The 20,241-nt window shown below is 70.0% G+C and carries 18 protein-coding genes; 5 read left to right on the top strand and 13 right to left on the bottom strand.

Annotated features, from left to right (window positions below):
* Position 1: 1 nt before the first annotated feature.
* The 8 genes from nahK to N7640_RS03620 form a co-directional block, all read right to left on the bottom strand.
* A complete protein-coding gene (gene nahK / locus N7640_RS03585; protein ID WP_279903647.1) occupies positions 2-2,632 on the bottom strand; it encodes a hybrid sensor histidine kinase/response regulator NahK/ErcS' in 2,631 nt (876 codons plus the stop codon).
* Positions 2,565-3,725: a nitric oxide-sensing protein NosP gene (gene nosP / locus N7640_RS03590; RefSeq protein WP_279903648.1), complete on the bottom strand. Its 1,161-nt coding sequence runs from the start codon at positions 3,723-3,725 to the stop codon at positions 2,565-2,567. The genes nahK and nosP overlap by 68 nt, the downstream gene beginning before the upstream one ends.
* 225 nt (positions 3,726-3,950) lie before the next feature.
* Entirely contained in the window at positions 3,951-4,343 is a 393-nt protein-coding gene (locus N7640_RS03595; RefSeq protein WP_279903650.1) for a hypothetical protein, read from the bottom strand.
* Positions 4,344-4,417: 74 nt separating this feature from the next.
* Positions 4,418-5,596, bottom strand: coding sequence for a porin (locus N7640_RS03600; RefSeq protein WP_220812952.1), 1,179 nt, complete (start codon positions 5,594-5,596; stop codon positions 4,418-4,420).
* A gap of 276 nt (positions 5,597-5,872) precedes the next feature.
* The gene (pqqF, locus tag N7640_RS03605; RefSeq protein WP_279903651.1) at positions 5,873-8,338 is read right to left on the bottom strand and encodes a pyrroloquinoline quinone biosynthesis protein PqqF; all 2,466 of its coding nucleotides are present in this window, start codon (positions 8,336-8,338) and stop codon (positions 5,873-5,875) included.
* Positions 8,339-8,432: 94 nt separating this feature from the next.
* Complete coding sequence (locus N7640_RS03610) at positions 8,433-8,672, bottom strand: hypothetical protein (protein ID WP_279903652.1); 240 nt, start codon at positions 8,670-8,672, stop codon at positions 8,433-8,435.
* A 98-nt stretch (positions 8,673-8,770) separates the two neighbouring features.
* Positions 8,771-8,941, bottom strand: a complete 171-nt coding sequence (locus N7640_RS03615; RefSeq protein ID WP_279903653.1) for a hypothetical protein — start codon at positions 8,939-8,941, stop codon at positions 8,771-8,773.
* Between the two features lie 76 nt (positions 8,942-9,017).
* Entirely contained in the window at positions 9,018-9,311 is a 294-nt protein-coding gene (locus N7640_RS03620; RefSeq protein WP_220812956.1) for a transcriptional repressor, read from the bottom strand.
* A gap of 294 nt (positions 9,312-9,605) precedes the next feature.
* Here N7640_RS03620 and N7640_RS03625 point away from each other — a divergent pair, with 294 nt between their 5' ends.
* The 5 genes from N7640_RS03625 (at position 9,606) to pdeM (ending at position 16,005) form a co-directional block, all read left to right on the top strand.
* Positions 9,606-9,893 (top strand): hypothetical protein, encoded by a 288-nt coding sequence (locus N7640_RS03625; RefSeq protein WP_220812957.1) that lies wholly within the window; start codon positions 9,606-9,608, stop codon positions 9,891-9,893.
* A gap of 101 nt (positions 9,894-9,994) precedes the next feature.
* Positions 9,995-11,020 (top strand): ligase-associated DNA damage response exonuclease, encoded by a 1,026-nt coding sequence (locus N7640_RS03630; protein ID WP_279903656.1) that lies wholly within the window; start codon positions 9,995-9,997, stop codon positions 11,018-11,020.
* A complete protein-coding gene (locus tag N7640_RS03635; RefSeq protein WP_279903658.1) occupies positions 11,017-12,738 on the top strand; it encodes an ATP-dependent DNA ligase in 1,722 nt (573 codons plus the stop codon). Before N7640_RS03630 ends, N7640_RS03635 begins: the two co-directional genes overlap by 4 nt.
* Entirely contained in the window at positions 12,735-15,317 is a 2,583-nt protein-coding gene (locus N7640_RS03640) for a ligase-associated DNA damage response DEXH box helicase (RefSeq protein ID WP_279903659.1), read from the top strand. Before N7640_RS03635 ends, N7640_RS03640 begins: the two co-directional genes overlap by 4 nt.
* Positions 15,318-15,363: 46 nt before the next feature.
* Positions 15,364-16,005 (top strand): ligase-associated DNA damage response endonuclease PdeM, encoded by a 642-nt coding sequence (gene pdeM / locus N7640_RS03645; RefSeq protein ID WP_279903837.1) that lies wholly within the window; start codon positions 15,364-15,366, stop codon positions 16,003-16,005.
* A 51-nt stretch (positions 16,006-16,056) separates the two neighbouring features.
* Here the strand turns inward: pdeM and N7640_RS03650 are convergent, their stop codons facing one another.
* From N7640_RS03650 to N7640_RS03670, 5 genes are all read right to left on the bottom strand, one after another.
* Complete coding sequence (locus tag N7640_RS03650) at positions 16,057-17,214, bottom strand: phosphatidylserine/phosphatidylglycerophosphate/cardiolipin synthase family protein (RefSeq protein WP_279903661.1); 1,158 nt, start codon at positions 17,212-17,214, stop codon at positions 16,057-16,059.
* A complete protein-coding gene (locus N7640_RS03655) occupies positions 17,211-17,798 on the bottom strand; it encodes a YceI family protein (RefSeq protein WP_279903662.1) in 588 nt (195 codons plus the stop codon). Before N7640_RS03655 ends, N7640_RS03650 begins: the two co-directional genes overlap by 4 nt.
* A 70-nt stretch (positions 17,799-17,868) precedes the next feature.
* A complete protein-coding gene (locus N7640_RS03660; protein ID WP_279903664.1) occupies positions 17,869-18,204 on the bottom strand; it encodes an amidase in 336 nt (111 codons plus the stop codon).
* Positions 18,201-19,310 carry a serine hydrolase gene (locus tag N7640_RS03665; RefSeq protein ID WP_279903665.1) on the bottom strand — a complete coding sequence of 370 codons (1,110 nt, stop codon included), beginning with the start codon at positions 19,308-19,310 and terminating at the stop codon, positions 18,201-18,203. Before N7640_RS03665 ends, N7640_RS03660 begins: the two co-directional genes overlap by 4 nt.
* A gap of 89 nt (positions 19,311-19,399) precedes the next feature.
* On the bottom strand, positions 19,400-20,185 hold the full coding sequence (locus tag N7640_RS03670; protein ID WP_220812966.1) for an MBL fold metallo-hydrolase: 786 nt from the start codon (positions 20,183-20,185) through the stop codon (positions 19,400-19,402).
* Between the last annotated feature and the right edge of the window lie 56 nt (positions 20,186-20,241).

Raw genomic sequence — 20,241 nt, forward strand, 5'->3', positions numbered from 1 at the left:
CCTAGCCCCGCCGCTGCAACAGATGGCTCAGGGTGGTCTTCAGCTTCATCGGCTTGACCGGCTTGTGCAGCAGGGTATGGCCCAGTTCGCGCAGGCTCTGTTTGAGTTCGTTGCTGTAGTTGGCGGTGACCATCAGCGCCGGTAGCGGTTCGGCGCGGCGGGCGTTGATGGTGGTCACCGCCTGCACGCCGTCACGGTCGTCGTCGAGGTGGTAGTCGGCGATCAGCACGTCGGCCTCGGCATGGTAGTTGTCGACCTGGCGCGCCAGGTCATCCTCGGACAGCGCCGTGACCACCTGGCAGCCCCAGCCCTCCAGCAGCGTGCGCATGCCGGCGCAGATCGCCGCGTCGTTATCCAGGACCCAGATGCGCGCGCCGCGCAGACGCTCGATTTCCATGGACTCGGCAGGCACCGGCGCCCGTAGCAGGCTGGTACGCCGGGTCAGCGGCACCTCGACGGCGAACATCGAGCCGCGCCCCGGCTGCGAGGTGACGCGCAGGCGGTGGCCGAGCATCCGCGCGATCTTGTCGACGATGGCCAGGCCCAACCCCAGGCCACGGTCCTGGTGCGGGCGCTGGCTGTCGCCGCGCTTGAACTCCTGGAAGATCTCCACCAGCTTGTCGCCGGCGATGCCCATGCCGGTGTCCCACACCTCGATGGACAGCGCGTTGCCGCGGCGCCGGCAGCCGAGCAGGATGCGCCCGCGCTCGGTGTAGCGGATGGCGTTGGTCAGCAGGTTGCGCAGGATGCGCGCGAGCAGCTGGATGTCGCTGCGCACCCAGGCCGAGCTGGGCAGGTAACGCAGCTCCAGCGACTCGCCGCCGGCCTGCTGGCGGAACTCCAGGGCGAGGTTGTCGAGCAGGTCGGCGACGGCGAAGCTGGACAGGTCCGGGCGGATCACCCCGGCGTCCAGCTTGGAGATGTCCACCAGAGTGCCGAGCAGGTGCTCCACGTCCTCCAGCGAGTTGCTGACGTTGCGGATCAGCCCGACCTCGCCGGGCGGGGTCTTCTCCAGCAGCGCGCCGGTGAACAGGCGCGCTGCATTGAGCGGCTGCAGCAGGTCGTGGCTGACGGCGGCGAGGAACTTGGTCTTCGACAGGTTGGCCACCTCGGCCTCGCGTTTGGCCTCGCGCAGGCGCGCCTCGGCCTGGGCGCGCTCGTCGATCTCGCGGCGCAGCTGGCTGTTCACCGCGGTCAGCTCGGCGGTGCGCTCGCGCACCCGCAGTTCCAGGTTCTGGTAGGCCTGGTGCAGCGCCTCGGAGGTGCGGCGCTGCTCGGTGACGTCGCGGCTCAGCACGAAGATGCCGATCACCTCGCCCGAGGCCAGCCGGTTGGGCACGTAGGAACGCAGCATGTAGCGCTGCTGGCCGCCGAAGTTGGTCTCGGCCATCTCGAAGGTGACGCTCTCGCCGGACAGCGCGCGCTCCACGTAGCCCTCCAGGCGGCGCCAGTGGTCCTCGCTGTGCACCTCGCGCAGGCTCTGGCCGAGCATGCCCTCGCGCGGCCAGTGGTACCACTCCTCGTAGACCTTGTTGGTGAACTCGTAGACCAGGTCGGCGTTGAGGTAGGCGATCAGCGCCGGCACGTGGTCGGTGATCAGGCGCACCCAGCGCTCGCGCTCGCTGAGCATCTGCGCGTGGCGGAAGCGCTCGGTGATGTCGGTGAAGGTGTTGACGAAGCCGCCGGTGGGCAGCGGGTGGGTGCGCACTTCCAGCATGCGCCCGTCGAACAGGCGCTGCTCGCACTCGTGCAGCGGCGCGCCGTGCTGGTCGCGGCTGTCCGGGGTAAGCAGGCGCAGCTCGCTGTCGGCCATCACCTCGGCGAACGGCCGGTGCGCCTCGATCGGCGCCAGCCCGCAGAGTTCGAGGAAGCGATGGTTCCACAGCTCCAGGCTGCCCTCGGCGTTGACCATCGCCACGCCCTGGGACAGGTTATCCACGGCGCGCTGCAGCAGGCGCGACTTCTGCGCCAGGGCCTGCTCGCGGCGCTGGGTCTCGCTCTGCTTGAGTTCGGTGATGTCGGTGTAGAGGATCACCAGCCCGCCCTCGCGGGTCGGCCGCTCGCTGACCTGGACCCAGCGCCCGTTCATCAGCCGGTAGATGATGTGGCCGTCGCCACGGCCGCGCTGCTCCTCGACGATCAGTCCGGTGCTGGCCGCCAGCCGCTTGATCTCCGACAGCCGCGTGCCGCTGGCGATGCGCGCGCGGGTGCGCGCCCAGAACTCGCGGAAGCGGCTGTTGAACAGCACGATGCGCTGCTCCTTATCGAACAGCACGAAGGCGTCGGAGATGCTCTCGATGGCGTCGATCAGGTGATGGTGGGCGGTCTCGGCGCGCTGGCGGGCCTCGCGCAGCAACTGGTTGCTCGACTTCAGCTCGGTCATCGCCTGGTTCAGCGCGTCGGTGCGCTCGCGCACCTGCTCGGCGAGGATCACCGAGTGCTGGAACGCGGCGTAGCCGTCCGAGCGCAGCGAATGGCCGGACTCGACCCGCTCGATCAGCGCCGCGTTGATTCTCTCCAGCCGCGCGTTGCGAGCCTCCAGCTCGGCGACGCGGGCGCGCAGCTCAGCGCAGTCCGCAGGCGGGGCGGCCAATGGCGACACCGGTGAAGGTCTGGTTGATGTGCATGCCATTGAACTGTTCCCCGTAGGTGTTGAAGCCGATCACCCGCTGCTCGCGCAGGTACTCGGACACCTCCTCCATGCCGGCGCCGTCGGACACCTCCAGGCGGCGCAGCACGCAGTCGCAGCCGATGGTCAGCAGCGGCGCGCCGAGCCGCGCGTGCAGCCGGGCGAACTGCTGGCGCAGGTTGGGCAGCAGCGGGCCGGGGGTCATGGCGGTGAGGACGATGCCGGTCTCCACCGCGCAGTAGAAGGTCAGGCTGCCATCGGCGTTGACCTGCTGGATGGAGCGCACGTAGTACTGGTCCTTGATCCGCACCGCCAGCGGATGGGCGGCGAACAGGCGCATGTCCAGCGCCGCCGGTTCCACGCCGATCAGCCGGGCGTATTCCTCCGCCGCCGGCGCGGCGTTGAGCTCCAGCACCCGACGCGAATCGGAGTCGGCGGCGGTGACCACCAGCTTCTCCTCGCGCGGCTCGACGTGGTGGGTGGTGAACACCTCGAAGTCCAGCCAGGTGTTGAACAGCAGCACCACGGCGGCGCCGTTGTGGAACTCGCCGTCGTGGTAGACGTGGGTGCAGGTAAGGTGGTTGTCGTCGCCGGCCGAGCCGCCGAAGTGCGGGATCTGGCCGAAGGCGGCGCTGAGCGCGGCGAGCACCACTTCCTCGCGGCTGGACAGGCCGTCGAGCAGGGTCAGGGCGAAGCTGTGGTCCTTGATCGGCGCCATGGCGTTGCCGCGGCATTCGCCCACCAGTTGCTCGACCAGTTGCTGGGCATCGATCAGGTTGAAGCGCTCCATCTGGTCGATCAGCACGCTGGCGATGGAGAAGCTGCGGTGGTCGAAGCCGATGGCGCTGACGCAGCGCTGGCCGTAGCCCTGGGGCGTGATCTCGCCGGCCGTGGTGCAGCCGGCCACGCGGATGCCGCCGAAGTACTCCTCCAGGGCCAGGCCGAGGCTGGCCAGGTCGTACTCGGCCGAGCAGAAGAACAGCACGAAGCCCAGGTGCGGGTGCATCAATTGGCGTGCCAGCTCCTGGGCTACGGCTTCGCTGTCGCGGGCGTGGGACACGGCCGTGACCACGGCCTCGTTTTCCTCTTGTCGCATCGCCCTACCTCACTTCGTACGCCAGCCGTGCCGCCATTCTGGAGGCGCCGGGCCGGCCGCCCCATGCTACTTGGGTAGCGGAACGGTTCGTCCGAAAGTAGCGCCCTGACGGATGGCACGCCTCCTGTGCGGTATTCGGCCCCCAACGGTGCGCACGGCGCACCCTACGGCAATGTCGATCCCGGTGTAGGGTGCGCCGTGCGCACCAAGAGCCCCCGTGACAGATCAGCCCATCGGCCAGAACAGCAGCACGAGCACCAGCATGCCGGCGTAGAAACCGATCTCCAGCGTCTCGCTCAGCGGCTGGATGCGGCGCAGGGCGCCGTGCACGTGCACCGCCACCATCAGCGTGGCGACCGCGGCGAGCACTTCGTAGGTCGTGACCAGCGCCTCGCCGGTCAGCGCCGCACGCAGCATCAGCGCCTCGACGATCAGGATGAAGGCGCCCAGGCAGCGACCGAAGTAGATCGCCAGGTGGGTGTGCTGCGGGATGGTCCAGCCCATCAGGCGGGCCCAGAGCAGCGGAGTCAGGAAGATCGGCAGGGCGAACACCAGGGTCGTTCCCAGGCACAGCCACAGCAGGAAGTCCTGGCTGTGGGCACTCCAGATTCCGAACATGAAAGATCCTCGAACAAAAAAGAGAGGGCCTAAGCCCTCTCGAAGAATGGAGCATCACACTTGCTGCGTCGCCGTTACCAGCTCAGTACCGCACCCACGGCGAAGGTATCGGTGTCCTCGTTCAGCCCGCTGCCCTCGGCGGCGTCGATCTCGTACTGGCTGTACTCCGCCACCAGCTTGAGGTTGTCGTTGATGGTGCGGAAGTAGGCGATGCCGCGGGTCTCGTAGTCGGCCGCGACGCCCAGGCCGTTGCCGTCGTCCTCGGTCTTGCCGTAGGAAAGGGCGAGGCGGTTCTTGCCGAAGGTATAGGAGCCCTGCAGCAGGTAGCCGTCGCTGTCGATGTCGCGCAGGGTCGGCTCGCCCAGGTTGTTGGTGAAGAACGGGTTGATGCCCTTGGCCTGGAAGCCCGAGGCGGTCAGCGAGAGGCCGCCCATCTTAGCCTGCACGCCGTAACCCAGGCCCTTGCTGGTCACGTCATCGACACTATTATCGGTGTTCTCGGAAGTCTGGTAGGCACCATTGAGCCAGGTGTAGATGGTCGAGCCGCCCAGGTCGAACTGGTAGCTGACCTCGGACTCGTAGCGCGGCTGGTCCTGGTAGGCCTTGCCCACGGCGCTGTCATCGTTGGTGTCCACCGGGTCCATGATGCCGATGGCGAAGCGCAGGCCCTCGGCCAGGTTGTTGTTGCGGTAGGTGATCTGCGCGGTGGGGAACGGATAGGGGTAGCCGGTGCCGATGTTGCCGAAGGACACGCCGTTGCCGTCGACCAGGCCGAGGGTGTCGCTGACGTTGCCGTAGCCGGCCAGCAGCTCGTCGAGGAAGATGTTGGAGCGGGAGAACAGGCCGAAGTCCTTACCTATCAGCACTTCGCCCCACTCGGGGTTGGCGACGGTGCCGTAGAACTGGCGCACGTCGATGGCCGTGTCGGTGCCGTTGCTCTCGCCGTCGTTGATGGTCACCCAGAACGAGGCGCGGCCACCCAGCTTGAGGTCGTCCATCTGCTTGCCGAAGTTGAAGCCGATCCAGTTGGGCAGGAAGCCCATCTTCACCCGCGACTGGCGGCGGTCGAACTGGTCGCCCTCGCGGTCCACGTCGCTGTTCACGTAGAAGGCGTTGATGTAGCCGTCGGTGGAAAAGGTGGTGTCGTCCTTGTCGTACAGCACGATCTCGGCGGCGGCCTGCTGGGCGATGCCCAGGGCGACTGCGGCGCCCAGTGCCAGGGGCAGGAATCGACGGGTATTGTTCTTGTTCATCTCGCACTCCACTGTGTTGGGACGACTGTCGGCAGTCGTGGCGGAGGCGATTATCGAAAGCCTGCGAAAGACTCCCCAGCCTGCGATGGCAGGGGTTGGATGGTGCTTTGGCCGGGTATCGCAGGAGCGGCAAGGAAGGCGTAGGCCGTCGCCTGCCAGCGAAGCAAGGCTTAGGTCGTACTACCGACAGATGGTGCGCCCACCAAAGTCGCAACGGCGTGCGCACGCCGTAGGGTGCGCTGAGCGCACCAGCAGTTCCGAAAGAATGAAGATTGCTTAGCGAGCCGGCGTGGACGTCAGCACCTGGCGGTCCTGGCGGTGGTCCCGCAGCGCGCCGAAGGCCTGTGCCAGCGCCGCCGGAGTCAGCGCGGCAATAGCCTCCGCAAGTTGCTCCGGCGTGCCTTCACCCCCGGCCAGCCGCCACTGCCAGAGCAGTTCGGCCAGTGCCCGGGGCTCCCGCGCCTGTCCGCGCAGGTGGTCGGCCAGCGGCCCGGCGACGGCCGCGACACCCTCGTGCGAAAGATCGAGGAGGTGCCGTTCGCGCTCCTCCAGGAACGCCTCGACATGCGCCAGCAGCTCCACCGCCCCGGCTCCGGGAGACTGGATGGCGAACAGTAGCCCACCCCGCCCGCCCACCTGGCGGAAGCCGCTGAACAGCCCGTAGCCCAGCCGCAGCTCCTCGCGCATGCGCCGGTAGAACGCCGCCTGCAGCCACTGGCCGAGCCAGCGCCAGGCGGCCTCGCCGGCCGGGGTGGACTCCGGCTGCGGGCAGAACAGCAGCAGCGCGGAGTCGCCGCCGGACGGGCCCTGGTAGTCCCGGCGGCGCAGCCCGGTCGCGGCCAGGACCGGTGCCACGAGCGCAGGACTGCCCGGCAGCAGCGCCAGGTCGGCGGCCAGCCGCTCGGCCAGTGCGTCCGGCCCGACCAGCAGGCCGTGCCAATGGCTGTCGCGCCAGTCCGTCTGCATAGGCAGGTCCGCACCCTCTTCGTCCAGGCCGGCCAGCACCTGTGGCAATCGCTGCAGCAGGCGGCGGATCGGCATCTGCGCGCGCTCGCGCATCCGTGCCTGGCGCAACAGGCGTTCGCTGCGTTCCAGTTCGCCGGCCCACTCTGCGCCGAGCGACTGCCGCAGGTACTGCACCGCCGCGGGCAGCAGCGCCACCGGCCCCTCGCAGGCCAGTTGCCAGTCCCCGCCGTCGAACTCGCTTCGTACGTCGATGCCGAGACGCTGCCCTGCGGCCCGGAGCACCTGGAGGCGCCGCGCCAGCACCTGGCCGGCCAGCGGATTCAGGGGCGCCGGCCAGACCCAGCGCAGGTGCAGCGCCGCACGACCAGAATCCAACCCATGCAGGGCCAGCGCCGACGGACGCTCGCCCGGCAGGTGCGGTACGGCGGCCAGCAACGGATTGCCGGGCGGAACCAGACTCACCGAAGGCGCCTCCACGAAAGGCAGCACAGCCGCCTCCAGCGCCAGCGGAAAGCCGCAGACACTCGTTGTCGCCAGCGTCAGCGAGGCGCTGGCGCGCACGCTGATCAGTCGTTCCTCGCCGACACCGGCGAGCATCGCGGTCAGGTTCCGCAGCGCGTCACCGTCCGGCTGCTTGGCGCCCTGCTCCAGCCAGAAGCGGCCCAGCTCCAGCGGCGCCAGGGCGGACAGTTGCCAGGGGCGTTCGGCTGCCTGGGTCGCCAGCGCTTCCCGCCAGGGCGCGCAGGCGGCGAACGCCGACAGCCAGCGCAGCAGAGCCGCGCGGACCTGCGCGCAGGCGCGGTCGTCGTCCGCCACCGGCTCCACTTCCAGCGCCAGCAGCGCCTGGCCGGCATGGGCGTAGGCGTTCTGCACATCCCAGCCGTCGATCAGGCCGGCGTCCCGCAACTGCTGCTGGAGGCTGCCGGGCAGATCGCTGGAAAGCTGCTCGCGCAGCCAGCCGAGCGCCGCCCTGGCGCCTTCGGCGCGGCCCTCCAATGCCAGTCCCAGCCACAGCCGAGGTGCGGCCGAGGCCTGCCCCAGATGCCAATGGCGCGCACGCAGCCGCAGCATCGCCGGCGGCACAGAGCGCGTCGGTACTTCGCCCAGGATCAGCAGCGCGGCCAGGCGCTCGCCCAGTGCCAGCAGCTCGGGCGCCGGCTGCGGCCCTATCAGCATCAGGCGGCAGTTGCCGGCCCGGTAGAAACGTCGGTGGAAATCGGCCACGGCGGCGCGGAAATCGTCCCGCCGAGGCGCCAGGCTGGCGCCGTTGCCGGCGACGAAGGCGTGACAGGGATGGCCGGGCGCGAGGGCGTCGAGCAGCGCGCAGAGCCCCTGCTGGCGGGGATCGGCGCCCCGAGCCAGGTATTCGGCCTCGAGCACCTGAACCTCGGCAAGCTGGGCATCGGCATCGAGCCGGGGACGCGCCAGCATGTCGAGCAGCCTCAGCCCGGCCTCCTCCAGCAGTGCGGCCGGGACCTCGCAATGGTATTCAGTGAGCCGCGCGCCAGTGCTGGCGTTGACCCGGCCGCCGCTGGCCTGGACGAAGGGCAGCAGGCGCCGCTCGGCCGGGTAGCCTTCGCCACCGAGGAACAGGAGGTGTTCGAGGAAATGCGCCAGCCCAGGCCAGGCCGGGGGCTCGTCGTGGCTACCGGCCGCGACCTCGACGATCAGGCAGACCCGCCGCTCGTTCGGCCGGCTGACGGCCGCCACCCGGCAACCGCCGGCGGCGATGCGCTGGATCGGCGGAGCGAGCGTCGAGAGGGCGGAATCGGTCATGGAGGGTAGCGGCGAAGCATCGGAGCGGCCAGCATCGGCGCACGGCGGCGATCAGGCAATCACTCTTTCGGCCAAGGCCGCGGGCCCCCCCCGATCAGGCGGACGAGCAGAGCACGCGCATCTCCCGCGCTGCGCTGCCGGCCAAAGCCCGGCGCAGCTTCAGGTAGGACTCCCGTGCATTGGCCGCGGCGCGGCTCAGCGCCTCGCACTCGGCGTGCTGCTCGGCCGTGTAGGGGCGCGGCGTTTCGTTCATGAAGTGGATCAGCGCCTGATGCGCCTCGGCGGAAAGCCGGGCGAGCCGGCGTTCTTCCAGGGTGATGGGGGACTGGTCCATCGGGGTCTTCCTGCCAGGGTTTCTCGGTCTCGGTTTTTTGACGTCAGAGAAACCATGGGTTCAGATCGCCGCGACGACCGGTCGGTCGCCATCAGGACTCAGGCAGGCTCGCCGGGCACGCCAGGCTGTTCATCGCCGGGAGGACGGCGTACGCCCGACTGGTGGCCGGGGTCAGTGTCCACCTGCCCCGGTCCCAGTGGATCGGGCTTGGCCGGCAGCGGCGAATGGGGATTCTGGTCCTGCACAGGATCGTAGGGATCGATGGACATGCTCGCCTCCACGGCCGGGAACGGCCCGGCCCTGTGCGTTGGAGGCGCCGATCGAGCGGGGAGTTCGACCCCGCCGTCAGCCGGCCAGCGCCACCCGCGCGGCCCGCGGGCGGGCCTGGGGCAGGCGGTAGAAGCCTTCGTCATCGCGCTCCACCAGGCCGCAGGCGCAGAGCCGGCTGAGCACCTGCCGCACGCTGAGCACGGAAATCTGCTCGTCGGCCAGCAGCAGGCAGTCGTGCAGCTCCCGCGAGCGCATGCCCTGCGCGTTCTGCTGCAGCACTTCGAGTATCTTCAACCGTACCAGACTGACCTTGAGCCCGGCTCCCTGGAGCATCGTCTTGAGTTCCTGACGCTTGTCGTTGGTGGCCATGCAACTCTCCTTGTGCGTGTGCTATCCACGTCTTCTTGGTCTGTGAAAATCTGTCGCAAGAAACAGCTTCTTACTTACTAAGACGAACGAGCGCGGAAAAACCTGCAGCCGAAACGAAAAACTTTTTTATCTCGCCCCCTCCCCGCTCTTTGTGCTATTTCTCGACCGCTCCGGCCCGACTGGCGGACAGGGTACAAGCAGCGACTCCATATAAAAGAGCTGCATCACCGCCGGAGCACTGCAAGGGGATGGCGGCCCTGCCGCCGGAAACAGGCAAGCCCGCTGGGGAAAGATATGAAAAGGCTTGTACTGCTGGTCGTCACGCTGGCGCTGGTCGCCGGCTGCTCCGCAACCGCGAAGACATACGAAAAGAAGGGCCGCAAGGGCCTCAACATCAACTGCTCCGGGCTCACCTCCAGCTGGAAGCAGTGCGAGGACAAGGCCACCCATGCCTGCGGGCCCAAGGGCTACCGGGTAGTGGCCAAGGCCGGCGCGGACCAGGGCGACGACTCCGCCGACTTCGTCTTCGGCCTCAACCCGGCCGGCTTCTCCAGCCGCAGCATGGTCGTCATCTGCAAGTAATCCTCACGCAAGAGTCCTGAGCGGGCCGGCGAAGCGGGAGCAACCTTTTGCCGACCGCGCCGGTCCATAGGCTGACCAGCCTCACAGACGAGCGGCAGCCCATGGACCTGGTCATCGCCCGCCCCGAGGGCCTCTACTGCCCACCCGGCGATTTCTACATAGACCCCTGGCGTCCGGTCGAACGCGCCGTGATCACCCACGGCCACGGCGACCACGCGCGCGGCGGCAGCCGCCACTACCTGGCCGCCACGCCCGGCGCCGGCATCCTGCGTGCGCGCCTCGGCGCGGACATCCCCCTGCAGACGCTCGACTACGGCCAACGTCTCGATCACCACGGCGTGACCCTCAGCCTGCACCCCGCCGGCCATGTGCTCGGCTCGGCACAGGTGCGCCTGGAATACCGCGGCGAGGTCTGGGTCGCGTCCGGCGACTACAAGGTCGAGCCGGACGGCACCTGCGCGCCCTTCGAGCCGGTGCGCTGCCACACCTTCATCAGCGAATCGACCTTCGGCCTGCCGATCTACCGCTGGCAGCCACAGGCGCGGATCTTCGCCGGCATCGACGACTGGTGGCGACAGAACCAGGCCGCCGGGCGCGCCAGCGTGCTGTTCTGCTACGCCTTCGGCAAGGCGCAGCGCATCCTCCACGGCATCGACGCGAGCATCGGCCCGATCCTCGGCCACGGCTCGATGGAGCCGTTGCACCAGGTCTACCGCGAGGCCGGCGTGCAGCTGCCGCCGACCCTCTACGCCGGCGACTTCAAGAAGAGCGACCCGCTGCTGCGCCAGGCGCTGATCCTCGCCCCGCCCTCGGCCGGCGGCAGCACCTGGATGCGCCGCTTCGGCGACTACAGCGACGCCTTCGCCAGCGGCTGGATGATGCTGCGCGGCACCCGCCGCCGGCGCGGCGTCGACCGCGGCTTCGTGCTCTCCGACCACGCTGACTGGCCAGGCCTGTTGTGGGCCATCGAGCAGACCGGCGCCGAGCGGGTATTCGTCACCCACGGCTCGGTCAACGTGCTGATGCGCTACCTGCGCGAACAGGGCCTGGACGCCCAGGGCTTCGACACCGAGTACGGCGACGAGGACGAGGCGGCGCCCGCCGCGGAAGCGGAGCCGAGCGCATGAAGGCCTTCGCCGACCTCTACGCACGCCTCGACGCCACCACCTCCAGCAACGCCAAGCTCGCCGCCCTGCAGGACTACTTCCGCACGGCCAGCGCCGCGGACGCGGCCTGGGCGGTGTACTTCCTCGCCGGTGGCCGGCCGCGGCAACTGGTACCGTCGCGACAACTGCGCGAGCTGGCGATGCAGGCAGCCGGGCTGCCGGAATGGCTGTTCGAGGAGAGCTACTCGGCGGTCGGCGACCTCGCCGAGACCATCGCCCTGCTGCTGCCCGAGTCCAGCCACGAATCCGCCGACGGCCTGGCCCTGTGGGTCGAGGACAGGCTGCTGCCCCTGCGCGGGCTGCCGCCGGAGGAGCTGGCCGCACGCCTGCCGGCGCTGTGGGCGCAGCTCGACCGCCAGGCGCTGATGGTGTGCATCAAGCTGATTACCGGGGCCTTCCGGGTCGGCGTGTCCAAGCTGCTGGTGACCCGCGCCCTGGCCGGCCTCGCCGGCATCGACGCCAAGCGCGTGGCCCAGCGCCTGGTCGGCTATACAGACCTGTCCCACCGACCCGGCGCCGAGAGCTATCGCAAGCTGATCGCCGCCGAGTCGGACGACGAACACGCCCAGCGCGGCGGCCAGCCCTACCCGTTCTTCCTCGCCCACGCCTTGCAACTGCCGGTGGACCAGTTCGAGGCGAGCCTCGGCCCGGTCGAGGGCTGGCAGGTGGAGTGGAAGTGGGACGGCATCCGCGCCCAGCTGGTCAGGCGCGACGGCCGCCTGTGGCTGTGGTCGCGGGGCGAGGAGCTGATCAGCGAGCGCTTTCCCGAACTGGACGAACTGGCCGCGCGCCTGCCCGACGGCACGGTGATCGACGGCGAGCTGGTGGTCTGGCGCCACCCGCCGGAGGCCGACGGCACGCTGACGATGGCGCTCGGCAGCGAGGCGCTGGAGGCGGCCGTGGAGGACCGGGTGGAGCGCTACGGCATCCAGCCCTTCGCCCTGCTCCAGCAGCGCATCGGCCGCAAGACCCTGGGCAAGAAGCTGCTCAAGGACGTGCCGGCGGCCATGCTCGGCTACGACCTGCTGGAGTGGCAGGGCCAGGACTGGCGCAGCCGCCCGCAGCACGAACGGCGCGCGCAGCTGGAAAAGGTCATCGCCGCCTGCGCCAGCCCCCGGCTGATGCCCTCGCCGCTGCTCCACGGCGACAGCTGGCAGGCCCTGGCCGCGCAGCGCGAGGCGTCCCGCCGGCTCGGCGTGGAAGGCATGATGCTCAAGGCCCGCGACGCGCTGTACGGCGTGGGCCGGACCAAGGACATGGGCGTGTGGTGGAAGTGGAAGGTCGACCCGTTCAGCGTCGATGCGGTACTGATCTACGCCCAGCGCGGCCACGGCCGCCGCGCCAGCCTCTACACCGATTACACCTTTGCCGTGTGGGACGGCCCGCCCGGTGCCAGCGAGCGCAGCCTGGTGCCATTCGCCAAGGCCTACTCCGGGCTGACCGACGAGGAGATGCGCCAGGTCGACGCCATCGTGCGCAAGACCACCGTGGAGAAGTTCGGCCCGGTGCGCAGCGTCACCCCGACCCTGGTCTTCGAGCTGGGCTTCGAGGGCATCGCCCTGTCCAAGCGCCACAAGAGCGGCATCGCCGTGCGCTTCCCGCGCATGCTGCGCTGGCGCCGGGACAAGCCGGTGGAGGAAGCCGACACCCTGGCCATCCTCCAGGACCTGCTGCAATGAGCCTGGCCGGCGACTGGTTCGCGCGGCGTGGATGGAAGGCCTTCGCCTTCCAGAAGACGGTCTGGCAGGCAGTGGCCAAGGGCAAATCCGGCCTGCTCCACGCCACCACCGGCTCCGGCAAGACCTACGCGGTATGGCTGGCCGCCCTGAACCGCTTCGCCAAAGCCACGCCGGCGACCACCGCCGGCGGCCAGCCGCGCAAGCGCCAGCCGGCCGCCGCGCCGCTCACGGTGCTGTGGATCACCCCGATGCGTGCCCTGGCCGCCGACACCCAGCGCGCCCTGCAGGCGCCGCTGGACGAGCTGGGCATCGCCTGGAGCGTCGGCCTGCGCACCGGCGACACCGGCAGCAGCGAGCGCGCGCGCCAGGGCCGCAAGCTGCCCAGCGCACTGATCACCACGCCGGAGAGCCTGACCCTGCTGCTCACCCGTAGCGACGCCGAGGCGCAGTTCGCCGGCCTGCGCATGCTGGTGGTGGACGAGTGGCACGAGCTGCTCGGCAATAAGCGCGGCGTGCAGCTGCAACTGGCGCTAGCGCGGCTGCGGCGCTGGAATCCTGGGCTGATCGTCTGGGGCCTGTCGGCGACCCTGGGCAACCAGCCGCACGCGCTGCAGGTGCTGCTCGGCGGCGCGCCGGGGCGCCTGGTGCAAGGCCGGCAGGACAAGCGCCTGCGCATCGACACCCTGCTGCCGCCGGGCATCGAGCGCTTCCCCTGGGCCGGGCACCTGGGCCTGCGCATGCTGCCGCAGGTGGTGGATGAAGTTGAAAGCAGCGGCACCAGCCTGCTGTTCACCAACACCCGCTCGCAGGCCGAGGTCTGGTACCAGGCGCTGCTCGACGCGCGGCCGGACTGGGCCGGGCTGATCGCCCTGCATCACGGCTCGCTGTCGCGCGAGGTGCGCGACTGGGTCGAGCTGGGCCTCAAGGACGGCCGGCTGAAGGCCGTGGTGTGCACCTCCAGCCTCGACCTGGGGGTGGACTTCCTGCCGGTCGAGCGGGTGCTGCAGATCGGTTCGGCCAAGGGCGTGGCGCGCCTGCTGCAGCGCGCCGGACGCTCCGGCCACGCGCCGGGGCGGGCCTCGCGGATCAGCCTGGTGCCGACCCACGCCTTGGAGCTGGTCGAGGCCGCTGCCGTGCGGGACGCCGTCGCCACCGGGCGCATCGAGGCCCGCCAGTCGCCGGAAAAACCGCTCGACGTGCTGGTCCAACACCTGGTCAGCATGGCCCTCGGCGGCGGCTTCCGCCCCGACGAGCTGCTGCGAGAAGTGCGCGGCGCCTGGGCCTATCGGGCGCTGGGCGACGAGGAATGGCAATGGGCACTGGCCTTCGTCCGCCACGGCGGCCATTCGCTGACCGCCTACCCCGACTACCGCCGCGTGGAGCCTGACGAGCAGGGCGTCTGGCGGGTGCCCAGCGCCGCCCTGGCGCGGCGCCACCGGATGAGCGTGGGCACCATCGTCAGCGACGCCAGCATCGCCGTGAAGTTCTGGGCCAAGGGCGGCAGCGGCGCCTCGCTGGGCAGCGTCGAGGAAGGCTTCATCGCCCGCCTGCGGCCCGGCGACTGCTTCCTCTTCGCCGGGCGACTGCTGGAACTGGTGCGGGTGGAGAACATGACCGCCTACGTCAACCGCGCCAAGGCGCGCAAAGCTGCGGTGCCGCGCTGGAACGGCGGGCGCATGCCGCTCTCCAGCGAGCTGGCCGACGCCGTGGTGGCACGCTTCGGCGCGGCGGCCGAGGGCCGCTTCGAAGGCCCGGAGATGCAGCTGCTGCGACCGCTGCTGGCCGTGCAGCAGGCCTGGTCGGCGCTGCCCACGTCCGCCTCGCTGCTAGCGGAAACCCTGCACTCGCGGGAGGGCTGGCACCTGTTCCTCTACCCCTTCGCCGGGCGCAGCGTGCACCTGGGGCTGGCCAGCCTGCTGGCCTGGCGCATCGGCCAGCTGCAGCCGGCGACCTTCTCCATCGCCGTCAACGACTACGGCCTGGAACTGCTCTGCGCCACCCCGGTGGACTGGCCGCGCTGGCTGGGCGCCGACCTGCTGCGCGACGATGACCTGCTGCCCGACGTGCTGGCCAGCCTCAACGCCGGCGAACTGGCACGGCGCCGCTTCCGCGAGATCGCCCGCATCGCCGGCCTGGTGTTCGGCGGCTACCCCGGCGCGGCGAAGAGCGCGCGCCAGCTGCAGGCCTCCAGCGCGCTGTTCTTCGACGTGTTCCAGCAATACGACCCCGGCAACCTGCTGCTGACCCAGGCCCAGGAGGAAGTGCTGCGCCAGGAACTGGACGTGCTGCACCTGCAGCGCACCCTGCGGCGCCTGCGCGAACTGCGCCTGGACCTGCGCGAAGTGAAACGCCCGCCGCCGCTGGCCTTTCCCCTGCTGGTGGAACGCTTCCGCGAAAGCCTCAGCTCGGAGAAACTCGCCGACCGCATCGCGCGCATGCTCGCCGACCTGGAGAAGGCCGCCGGCCCCGGCGCCTATGCGGACACCGCAGCGCCGCAGGTCGAACGCGAGCGACCACGCCCGCGCAGCCCGCGGCAGAGCAAGGACGGCCGCCCGCGCGCGAAGAAGCGCACCGGCTGACCCGAGGAGCACGACCATCGACCCGACCCACGCCCCCACGCCGGCCCTGGCCGTGCGGATCGCCGGCAGCGAAGCCTGGCTGCTGGCCGACAAGGCGCTGTACTGGCCTGCCGGCGAGGCGCTGCTGATCGCCGACATCCACTTCGGCAAGGCCGCGGCCTACCGCGCCCTCGGCCAGCCGGTGCCGCGCGGCACCACCACCAGCAACCTGCAACGCCTGGACGCGCTGCTGGCGCAGTACCGGTGCCGGCAACTGATCTTCCTCGGCGACTTCCTGCACGCCCGCCAGTCCCACGCGCCGGCCACCCTGGCTGCCCTGCACGCCTGGCGCGAACGCCACGCCGGGCTGGACATCCTGCTGATCCGCGGCAACCACGACCGCAGCGCCGGCGACCCGCCGCCGACGCTGGGCATCCGCGTGGTCGCCGAGCCCTGTCTGCTCGGCCCGTTCGCCCTGCAGCACGAACCCACGCCGCACCCCAGCCACCATGTACTGGCCGGCCACGTGCATCCGGTGTGCATGCTGCGCGGGCGCGGCCGTCAGCGCCTGCGCCTGCCCTGCTTCAGCCTGGAAGAGCGGTCGACCCTGCTGCCGGCGTTCGGCGCCTTCACCGGCGGCATGCAGGTGAGTGCCCAGCCAGGGCGACGCCTGTACGCGGTGGGCGACGGCGGCGTGTGGCCGATCTGACGCAGGCTGCGCCGCGCGCACCGACGGACGATCGGTACGCGGTGCCCGGCATCAGCGGCGGCGGTCCAGCAGGTTCACCGCCACCCGGTCCAGCCAGCCCCACAGGCGCTGCATCACGCGCTTGAACAGCGGCCGGCGGTGCCAGTCCTCCAGGGTGATCTCGCGGCTCAGCTCGAAGTCGGTCAGGAAGCTCTCGCTGGCCGCCGCCGTCAGCTGCGGGTCCATGGCCTCCAGATTGGCTTCCAGGTTGAAGCGCAGGTTCCAGTGGTCGAAGTTGCACGAGCCGACGCTGACCCAGTCGTCCACCAGCACCAGCTTCAGGTGCAGGAAGCGCGGCTGGTACTCGAAGATGCGCACCCCGGCCTTGAGCAGGCGCGGGTAGTAGCGCTGGCCGGCGAAGCGCACCGGCGGGTGATCGGTGTTGCGGCTGGTCAGCAGCAGGCGCACCTCCACGCCCCGCGCCGCGGCGCGCATCAGGAAGCGGCGCACCTTGCGGCTGGGCAGGAAGTACGGGGTCGCCAGCCACACCCGGTGCTTGGCGTGGCCGATGCTGCGCAGCAGCGACTGGACGATGTCGAGGTGCTGCTTGGAGTCGGCGTAGGCTACCCGGCCCATGCCCTGCCCGGCCGGCGGGCACGGCGGCAGGTGCGCCAGCCCCGGGGCGTGGCCGGGCTTCCACGGGCTGCGCCCCTCGCAGGCCAGCCACTGGTGGTCGAACAGCAGCTGCCAGTGCGCCACCAGCGGCCCCTCCATGCGCACCATCACTTCATGCCAGTGGTCGTCCTGGGCCTGGGGCGTCCAGAACTCGTCGGTGGCGCCGGTGCCGCCGACATAGGCGCAGCGCTCGTCCACCACCAGTATCTTGCGATGGTCGCGGTACAGGTTGCGCAGGCCGCGCCGCCAGCGCAGCGGGTTGTACTGGCGCAGCTGCGCGCCGGCCTCGGCCAGGCGCTCGCGCTGGGCCTGGCCGAAGCGCAGGCAGCCGAAGGCGTCGAACAGGCAGAGCACGCGCACGCCGCGGGCGGCGGCGGCGCACAGAGCCTCGACCAGCGCCGCGCTGCAATGGCCGTCTTCCACCAGATAGAGTTCCAGCAGCACATGGCGCTCGGCGGCGGCGATGTCGGCGAGCATGGCCGGCATGAACGCCGGGCCGTCGATCATCAGCTCGAAGCGGTTGCCGGGCCTCCAGGGGAAGATGGCGCCGGTCATCGGGCGGTGAAGATCATCACCGCGCCGACCGGGATCGACGGGCTGATGCCGGCCAGCCGGGCCGTCTGGCGCAGCGCCTCGATGCCCTCCTCCAGGCCGAAGTGGCTGGCATCCAGCACCAGCGGCGCCAGGGTCACCACCTGGAAGCGCTGGTCGTCCAGCCGGGTCGCCAACAGGTCGGCCATGTAGCCGTGCTTGCGCCCGCGGATTTCCACCTGGATGGGCAGCCTCAGCTCCAGCTGCGCGCCGGGGGCCAGGTCGGTGATCGGCGCCAGGTTCAGCTGGGCCATGATGCGCGCCTCGGGAAAGGCGGCGGTGTCGAACAGCAGCGCGCGCATACGCTCGTCGCGCACCGGGATGCCGGTGCTGACCGAGTCCAGCTCCACGCGCAGGCGCGCGGCGCCCTTGTCGTCGATTCTGCCGTGCAGGGTCAGGAAGCGGTGCACTTCGGACAGGGCGTCGGCCTTGGTGGAGATGAACGACAGGCGCGAGGACTCGTTGTCCAGGTACCAGGCGGCCTGCGCCGGCAACGCCAGGCAGGCGGCGAGCAGCGCGCCGGTCAGGAGGGGAAAGGGGTTGGGCATGGGCTCACGTGGATTGCGGTTCGATGCGCAACGATAGCGGCCGCTGCGCGCCGCTGCCAGACCCGCAAGCTCAGTACGGCAGGGCATGTTCGTCCGGCATCAGCACACAACCGCGGCGCGTGTCGCGCCACACCGCCATGCGGCTCTGCCCCAGCGCCGAGGCGGTCACCCGCTTGTGCAGCTCGTTGTCGACCAGCTCGCCGAGCGGCAGGTACTGCTCGACGTAGCCGGCGCAGTAGTCGGCCGGGTTGCCCGTCACGTAGCGGCAGGAGCAGAACTCCTTGGCCGAGTAGGCCGGGAGGATGCCGGGAAAGGCGGCCAGGTGCGCGCGGTTGCTCCAGGCCAGCGCCGCCAGGACGGCCAGCAGCAGGAGGAAGGCGAAGAGAAGCGGATGACGGCGGATCATGGCTGGTCTCCGAAGGCGGCCCGTACCCGCGCGAGCAGTTCGTTGTGGCTGTAGCTGCCATCGCGGTCGTCGGCGTAGCGCACCACCACCAGTTTCTGCGTCGGCAGCACGTAGAGCGCCTGGCCCCAGTGACCGAGGGCGGCGAAGGCGTCGTCCGGCGCATCCGGCCAGGGCCTGGCCGCGCCTTCCAGCTCGGCGTTGAGCCACCACTGGCCGCCGGGCACGGCGCCATGCGGCTTTTGCGGATCGGGCCGGTAGTTGGCGAACGGCGTGCGGTTGAAGGCCACCCAGCTGCGCGGCAGCAGCTGGCGTTCGCCCCAGCGGCCGTCGCGCTGCATCAGCAGGCCGACACGGGCCAGGTCGCGGGCGCTCATGTAGGCGTAGGACGAGGCGACGAAGGTACCGCTGGCGTCCCGCTCCCACACCGCGGAGCGAATGCCCAGCGGCTCGAACAGGGCGGTCCAGGGATAGTCGGCGTAGGCCTGCTCGCCGACCATGGATTTCAGGCTGGCGCCCAGCACGTTGCTGTCGCCGCTGGAATAGGAGAAGCGCGTGCCCGGCAGCGCGCCCAGGCCATGACCGGCGGTGAAGGCGGCCATGTCGCCGCGTCCGCGGGTGTAGAGCATGGCCACCACCGAGGACTTCAGCGGCGCGTACTCGTAGTCCTCCTGCCAGTCCAGCCCGGAAGCCCAGTTGAGCAGGTGGCCGATCTTCACGTCCGGGTGCGCGGCGAACGGCGGATAGTGCCTGGCCACCGGGTCGTCCAGTTTGAAGCGCCCCTCGCCGAAGGCCACGCCGAGCACGCTGGCGAACAGGCTCTTGCTGACCGACCAGGTCAGGTGCGGGGTCTGTGCCGTGGTCGGCGCGGCGTAGCGCTCGTAGACGATGGTGCCGTCCCGGACCACCAGCAGCGCATCGCTGCGCACGCCGCTGCGGGCAGCATCGTCGCGGGCGGGAAAGGCGTAGTCGTCCAGGGCCTGCACGGCGGGGCTGGCAGCAGCCGGCTGGCTGCTCCAGTCCTCGGCCGGCCAGGTTTCCGCCGCCAGGGGGCCGGCGACGAGGAAGCAGCCGGCCAGGGCGGTGCGACGCAACAGGGCAAGGGGCATCGGGCTCGCTCGCGCAATGGAAAGGAGCCGACGCTAGCACGATGGCGGTGACGGGAAACAGCGCGAAACGCGCCTTTCCCGGCGGCGAATCAGTCCGGCAACCGATAGTCCTGCTGGGTCATCAGGTCGAGGCCGCACTGCAGGTTCTCGATCCAGTAGAGGAAGGCGTTGATCATCTCGCCGCCGACGAAGGGCCGGCCGTGCTGGGGCACGATCATGGCCACATCCATCTCGCGCACCATCTGCACCCAGAAGCGGCAGGCGCGGTTGCTGGCCATGTAGCGGCGATGGAAGCCCGCCATGTTGGGCACGTGGGCGGCGAAGTCCTGCACCGGGTTGGCGTCGTCGACCAGCGAGGCGCCCATGTCGCCGGAGAACAGGATCTTGCTCACCGGATCGTACAGCTGGAAGTTGCCCACCGAGTGGAGGAAGTGCGCCGGCACCGCCTTGAGGTTGCACTTGCCGAGGGGAATCGCCTGGCCGCGGTCGGGCAGCGCGATGATCCGGTCATAGGTGTTGATGCCGTGGCTGAGCGACAGGTAGTTGGCGGTCAGGTGCGGCAGGAAGCGCGCCCACAGCTTGGAGCAGATCACCCGCGCGCGGGTGTGCAGCAGCCACTTGTCCAGGGAAGCGATGATGTCCGGGTCCTGGTGGGAGGCGAAGATGTAGGTCAGCGACTGCAGCGCGATGCGCTTGGACAGCTCCAGCGACAGCGGGGTGTAGGTCAGGTCGCCACCCGGGTCGAGCAGCAGCTGCTGGTCGCCGTCGACGATGAGGAACTGGTTGGACTGCACACCTTCGCCGCTGACCAGGTCATCGAACATCAGGCATTGATGGGTGCCGTTGTCGAACAGCACGATGGGCTCGCGGCGCATGGATACCTCGCAGAAAATTCGCGAGGTGACCTTATCCGACGGCCCCCGTGGGTGTA

Source organism: Pseudomonas sp. GD04015, from assembly GCF_029837675.1.
Classification (GTDB): Bacteria; Pseudomonadota; Gammaproteobacteria; order Pseudomonadales; family Pseudomonadaceae; genus Aquipseudomonas; species Aquipseudomonas paralcaligenes.

Excerpts from the sequence above, each read along its gene's own strand:
- nahK (WP_279903647.1), bottom strand. The coding sequence starts at position 2,632 with ATGGCATGCACATCAACCAGACCTTCACCGGTGTCGCCATTGGCCGCC.
- nosP (WP_279903648.1), bottom strand. The coding sequence starts at position 3,725 with ATGCGACAAGAGGAAAACGAGGCCGTGGTCACGGCCGTGTCCCACGCC.
- N7640_RS03595 (WP_279903650.1), bottom strand. The coding sequence starts at position 4,343 with ATGTTCGGAATCTGGAGTGCCCACAGCCAGGACTTCCTGCTGTGGCTG.
- N7640_RS03600 (WP_220812952.1), bottom strand. The coding sequence starts at position 5,596 with ATGAACAAGAACAATACCCGTCGATTCCTGCCCCTGGCACTGGGCGCC.
- pqqF (WP_279903651.1), bottom strand. The coding sequence starts at position 8,338 with ATGACCGATTCCGCCCTCTCGACGCTCGCTCCGCCGATCCAGCGCATC.
- N7640_RS03610 (WP_279903652.1), bottom strand. The coding sequence starts at position 8,672 with ATGGACCAGTCCCCCATCACCCTGGAAGAACGCCGGCTCGCCCGGCTT.
- N7640_RS03615 (WP_279903653.1), bottom strand. The coding sequence starts at position 8,941 with ATGTCCATCGATCCCTACGATCCTGTGCAGGACCAGAATCCCCATTCG.
- N7640_RS03620 (WP_220812956.1), bottom strand. The coding sequence starts at position 9,311 with ATGGCCACCAACGACAAGCGTCAGGAACTCAAGACGATGCTCCAGGGA.
- N7640_RS03625 (WP_220812957.1), top strand. The coding sequence starts at position 9,606 with ATGAAAAGGCTTGTACTGCTGGTCGTCACGCTGGCGCTGGTCGCCGGC.
- N7640_RS03630 (WP_279903656.1), top strand. The coding sequence starts at position 9,995 with ATGGACCTGGTCATCGCCCGCCCCGAGGGCCTCTACTGCCCACCCGGC.
- N7640_RS03635 (WP_279903658.1), top strand. The coding sequence starts at position 11,017 with ATGAAGGCCTTCGCCGACCTCTACGCACGCCTCGACGCCACCACCTCC.
- N7640_RS03640 (WP_279903659.1), top strand. The coding sequence starts at position 12,735 with ATGAGCCTGGCCGGCGACTGGTTCGCGCGGCGTGGATGGAAGGCCTTC.
- N7640_RS03650 (WP_279903661.1), bottom strand. The coding sequence starts at position 17,214 with ATGACCGGCGCCATCTTCCCCTGGAGGCCCGGCAACCGCTTCGAGCTG.
- N7640_RS03655 (WP_279903662.1), bottom strand. The coding sequence starts at position 17,798 with ATGCCCAACCCCTTTCCCCTCCTGACCGGCGCGCTGCTCGCCGCCTGC.
- N7640_RS03660 (WP_279903664.1), bottom strand. The coding sequence starts at position 18,204 with ATGATCCGCCGTCATCCGCTTCTCTTCGCCTTCCTCCTGCTGCTGGCC.
- N7640_RS03665 (WP_279903665.1), bottom strand. The coding sequence starts at position 19,310 with ATGCCCCTTGCCCTGTTGCGTCGCACCGCCCTGGCCGGCTGCTTCCTC.
- N7640_RS03670 (WP_220812966.1), bottom strand. The coding sequence starts at position 20,185 with ATGCGCCGCGAGCCCATCGTGCTGTTCGACAACGGCACCCATCAATGC.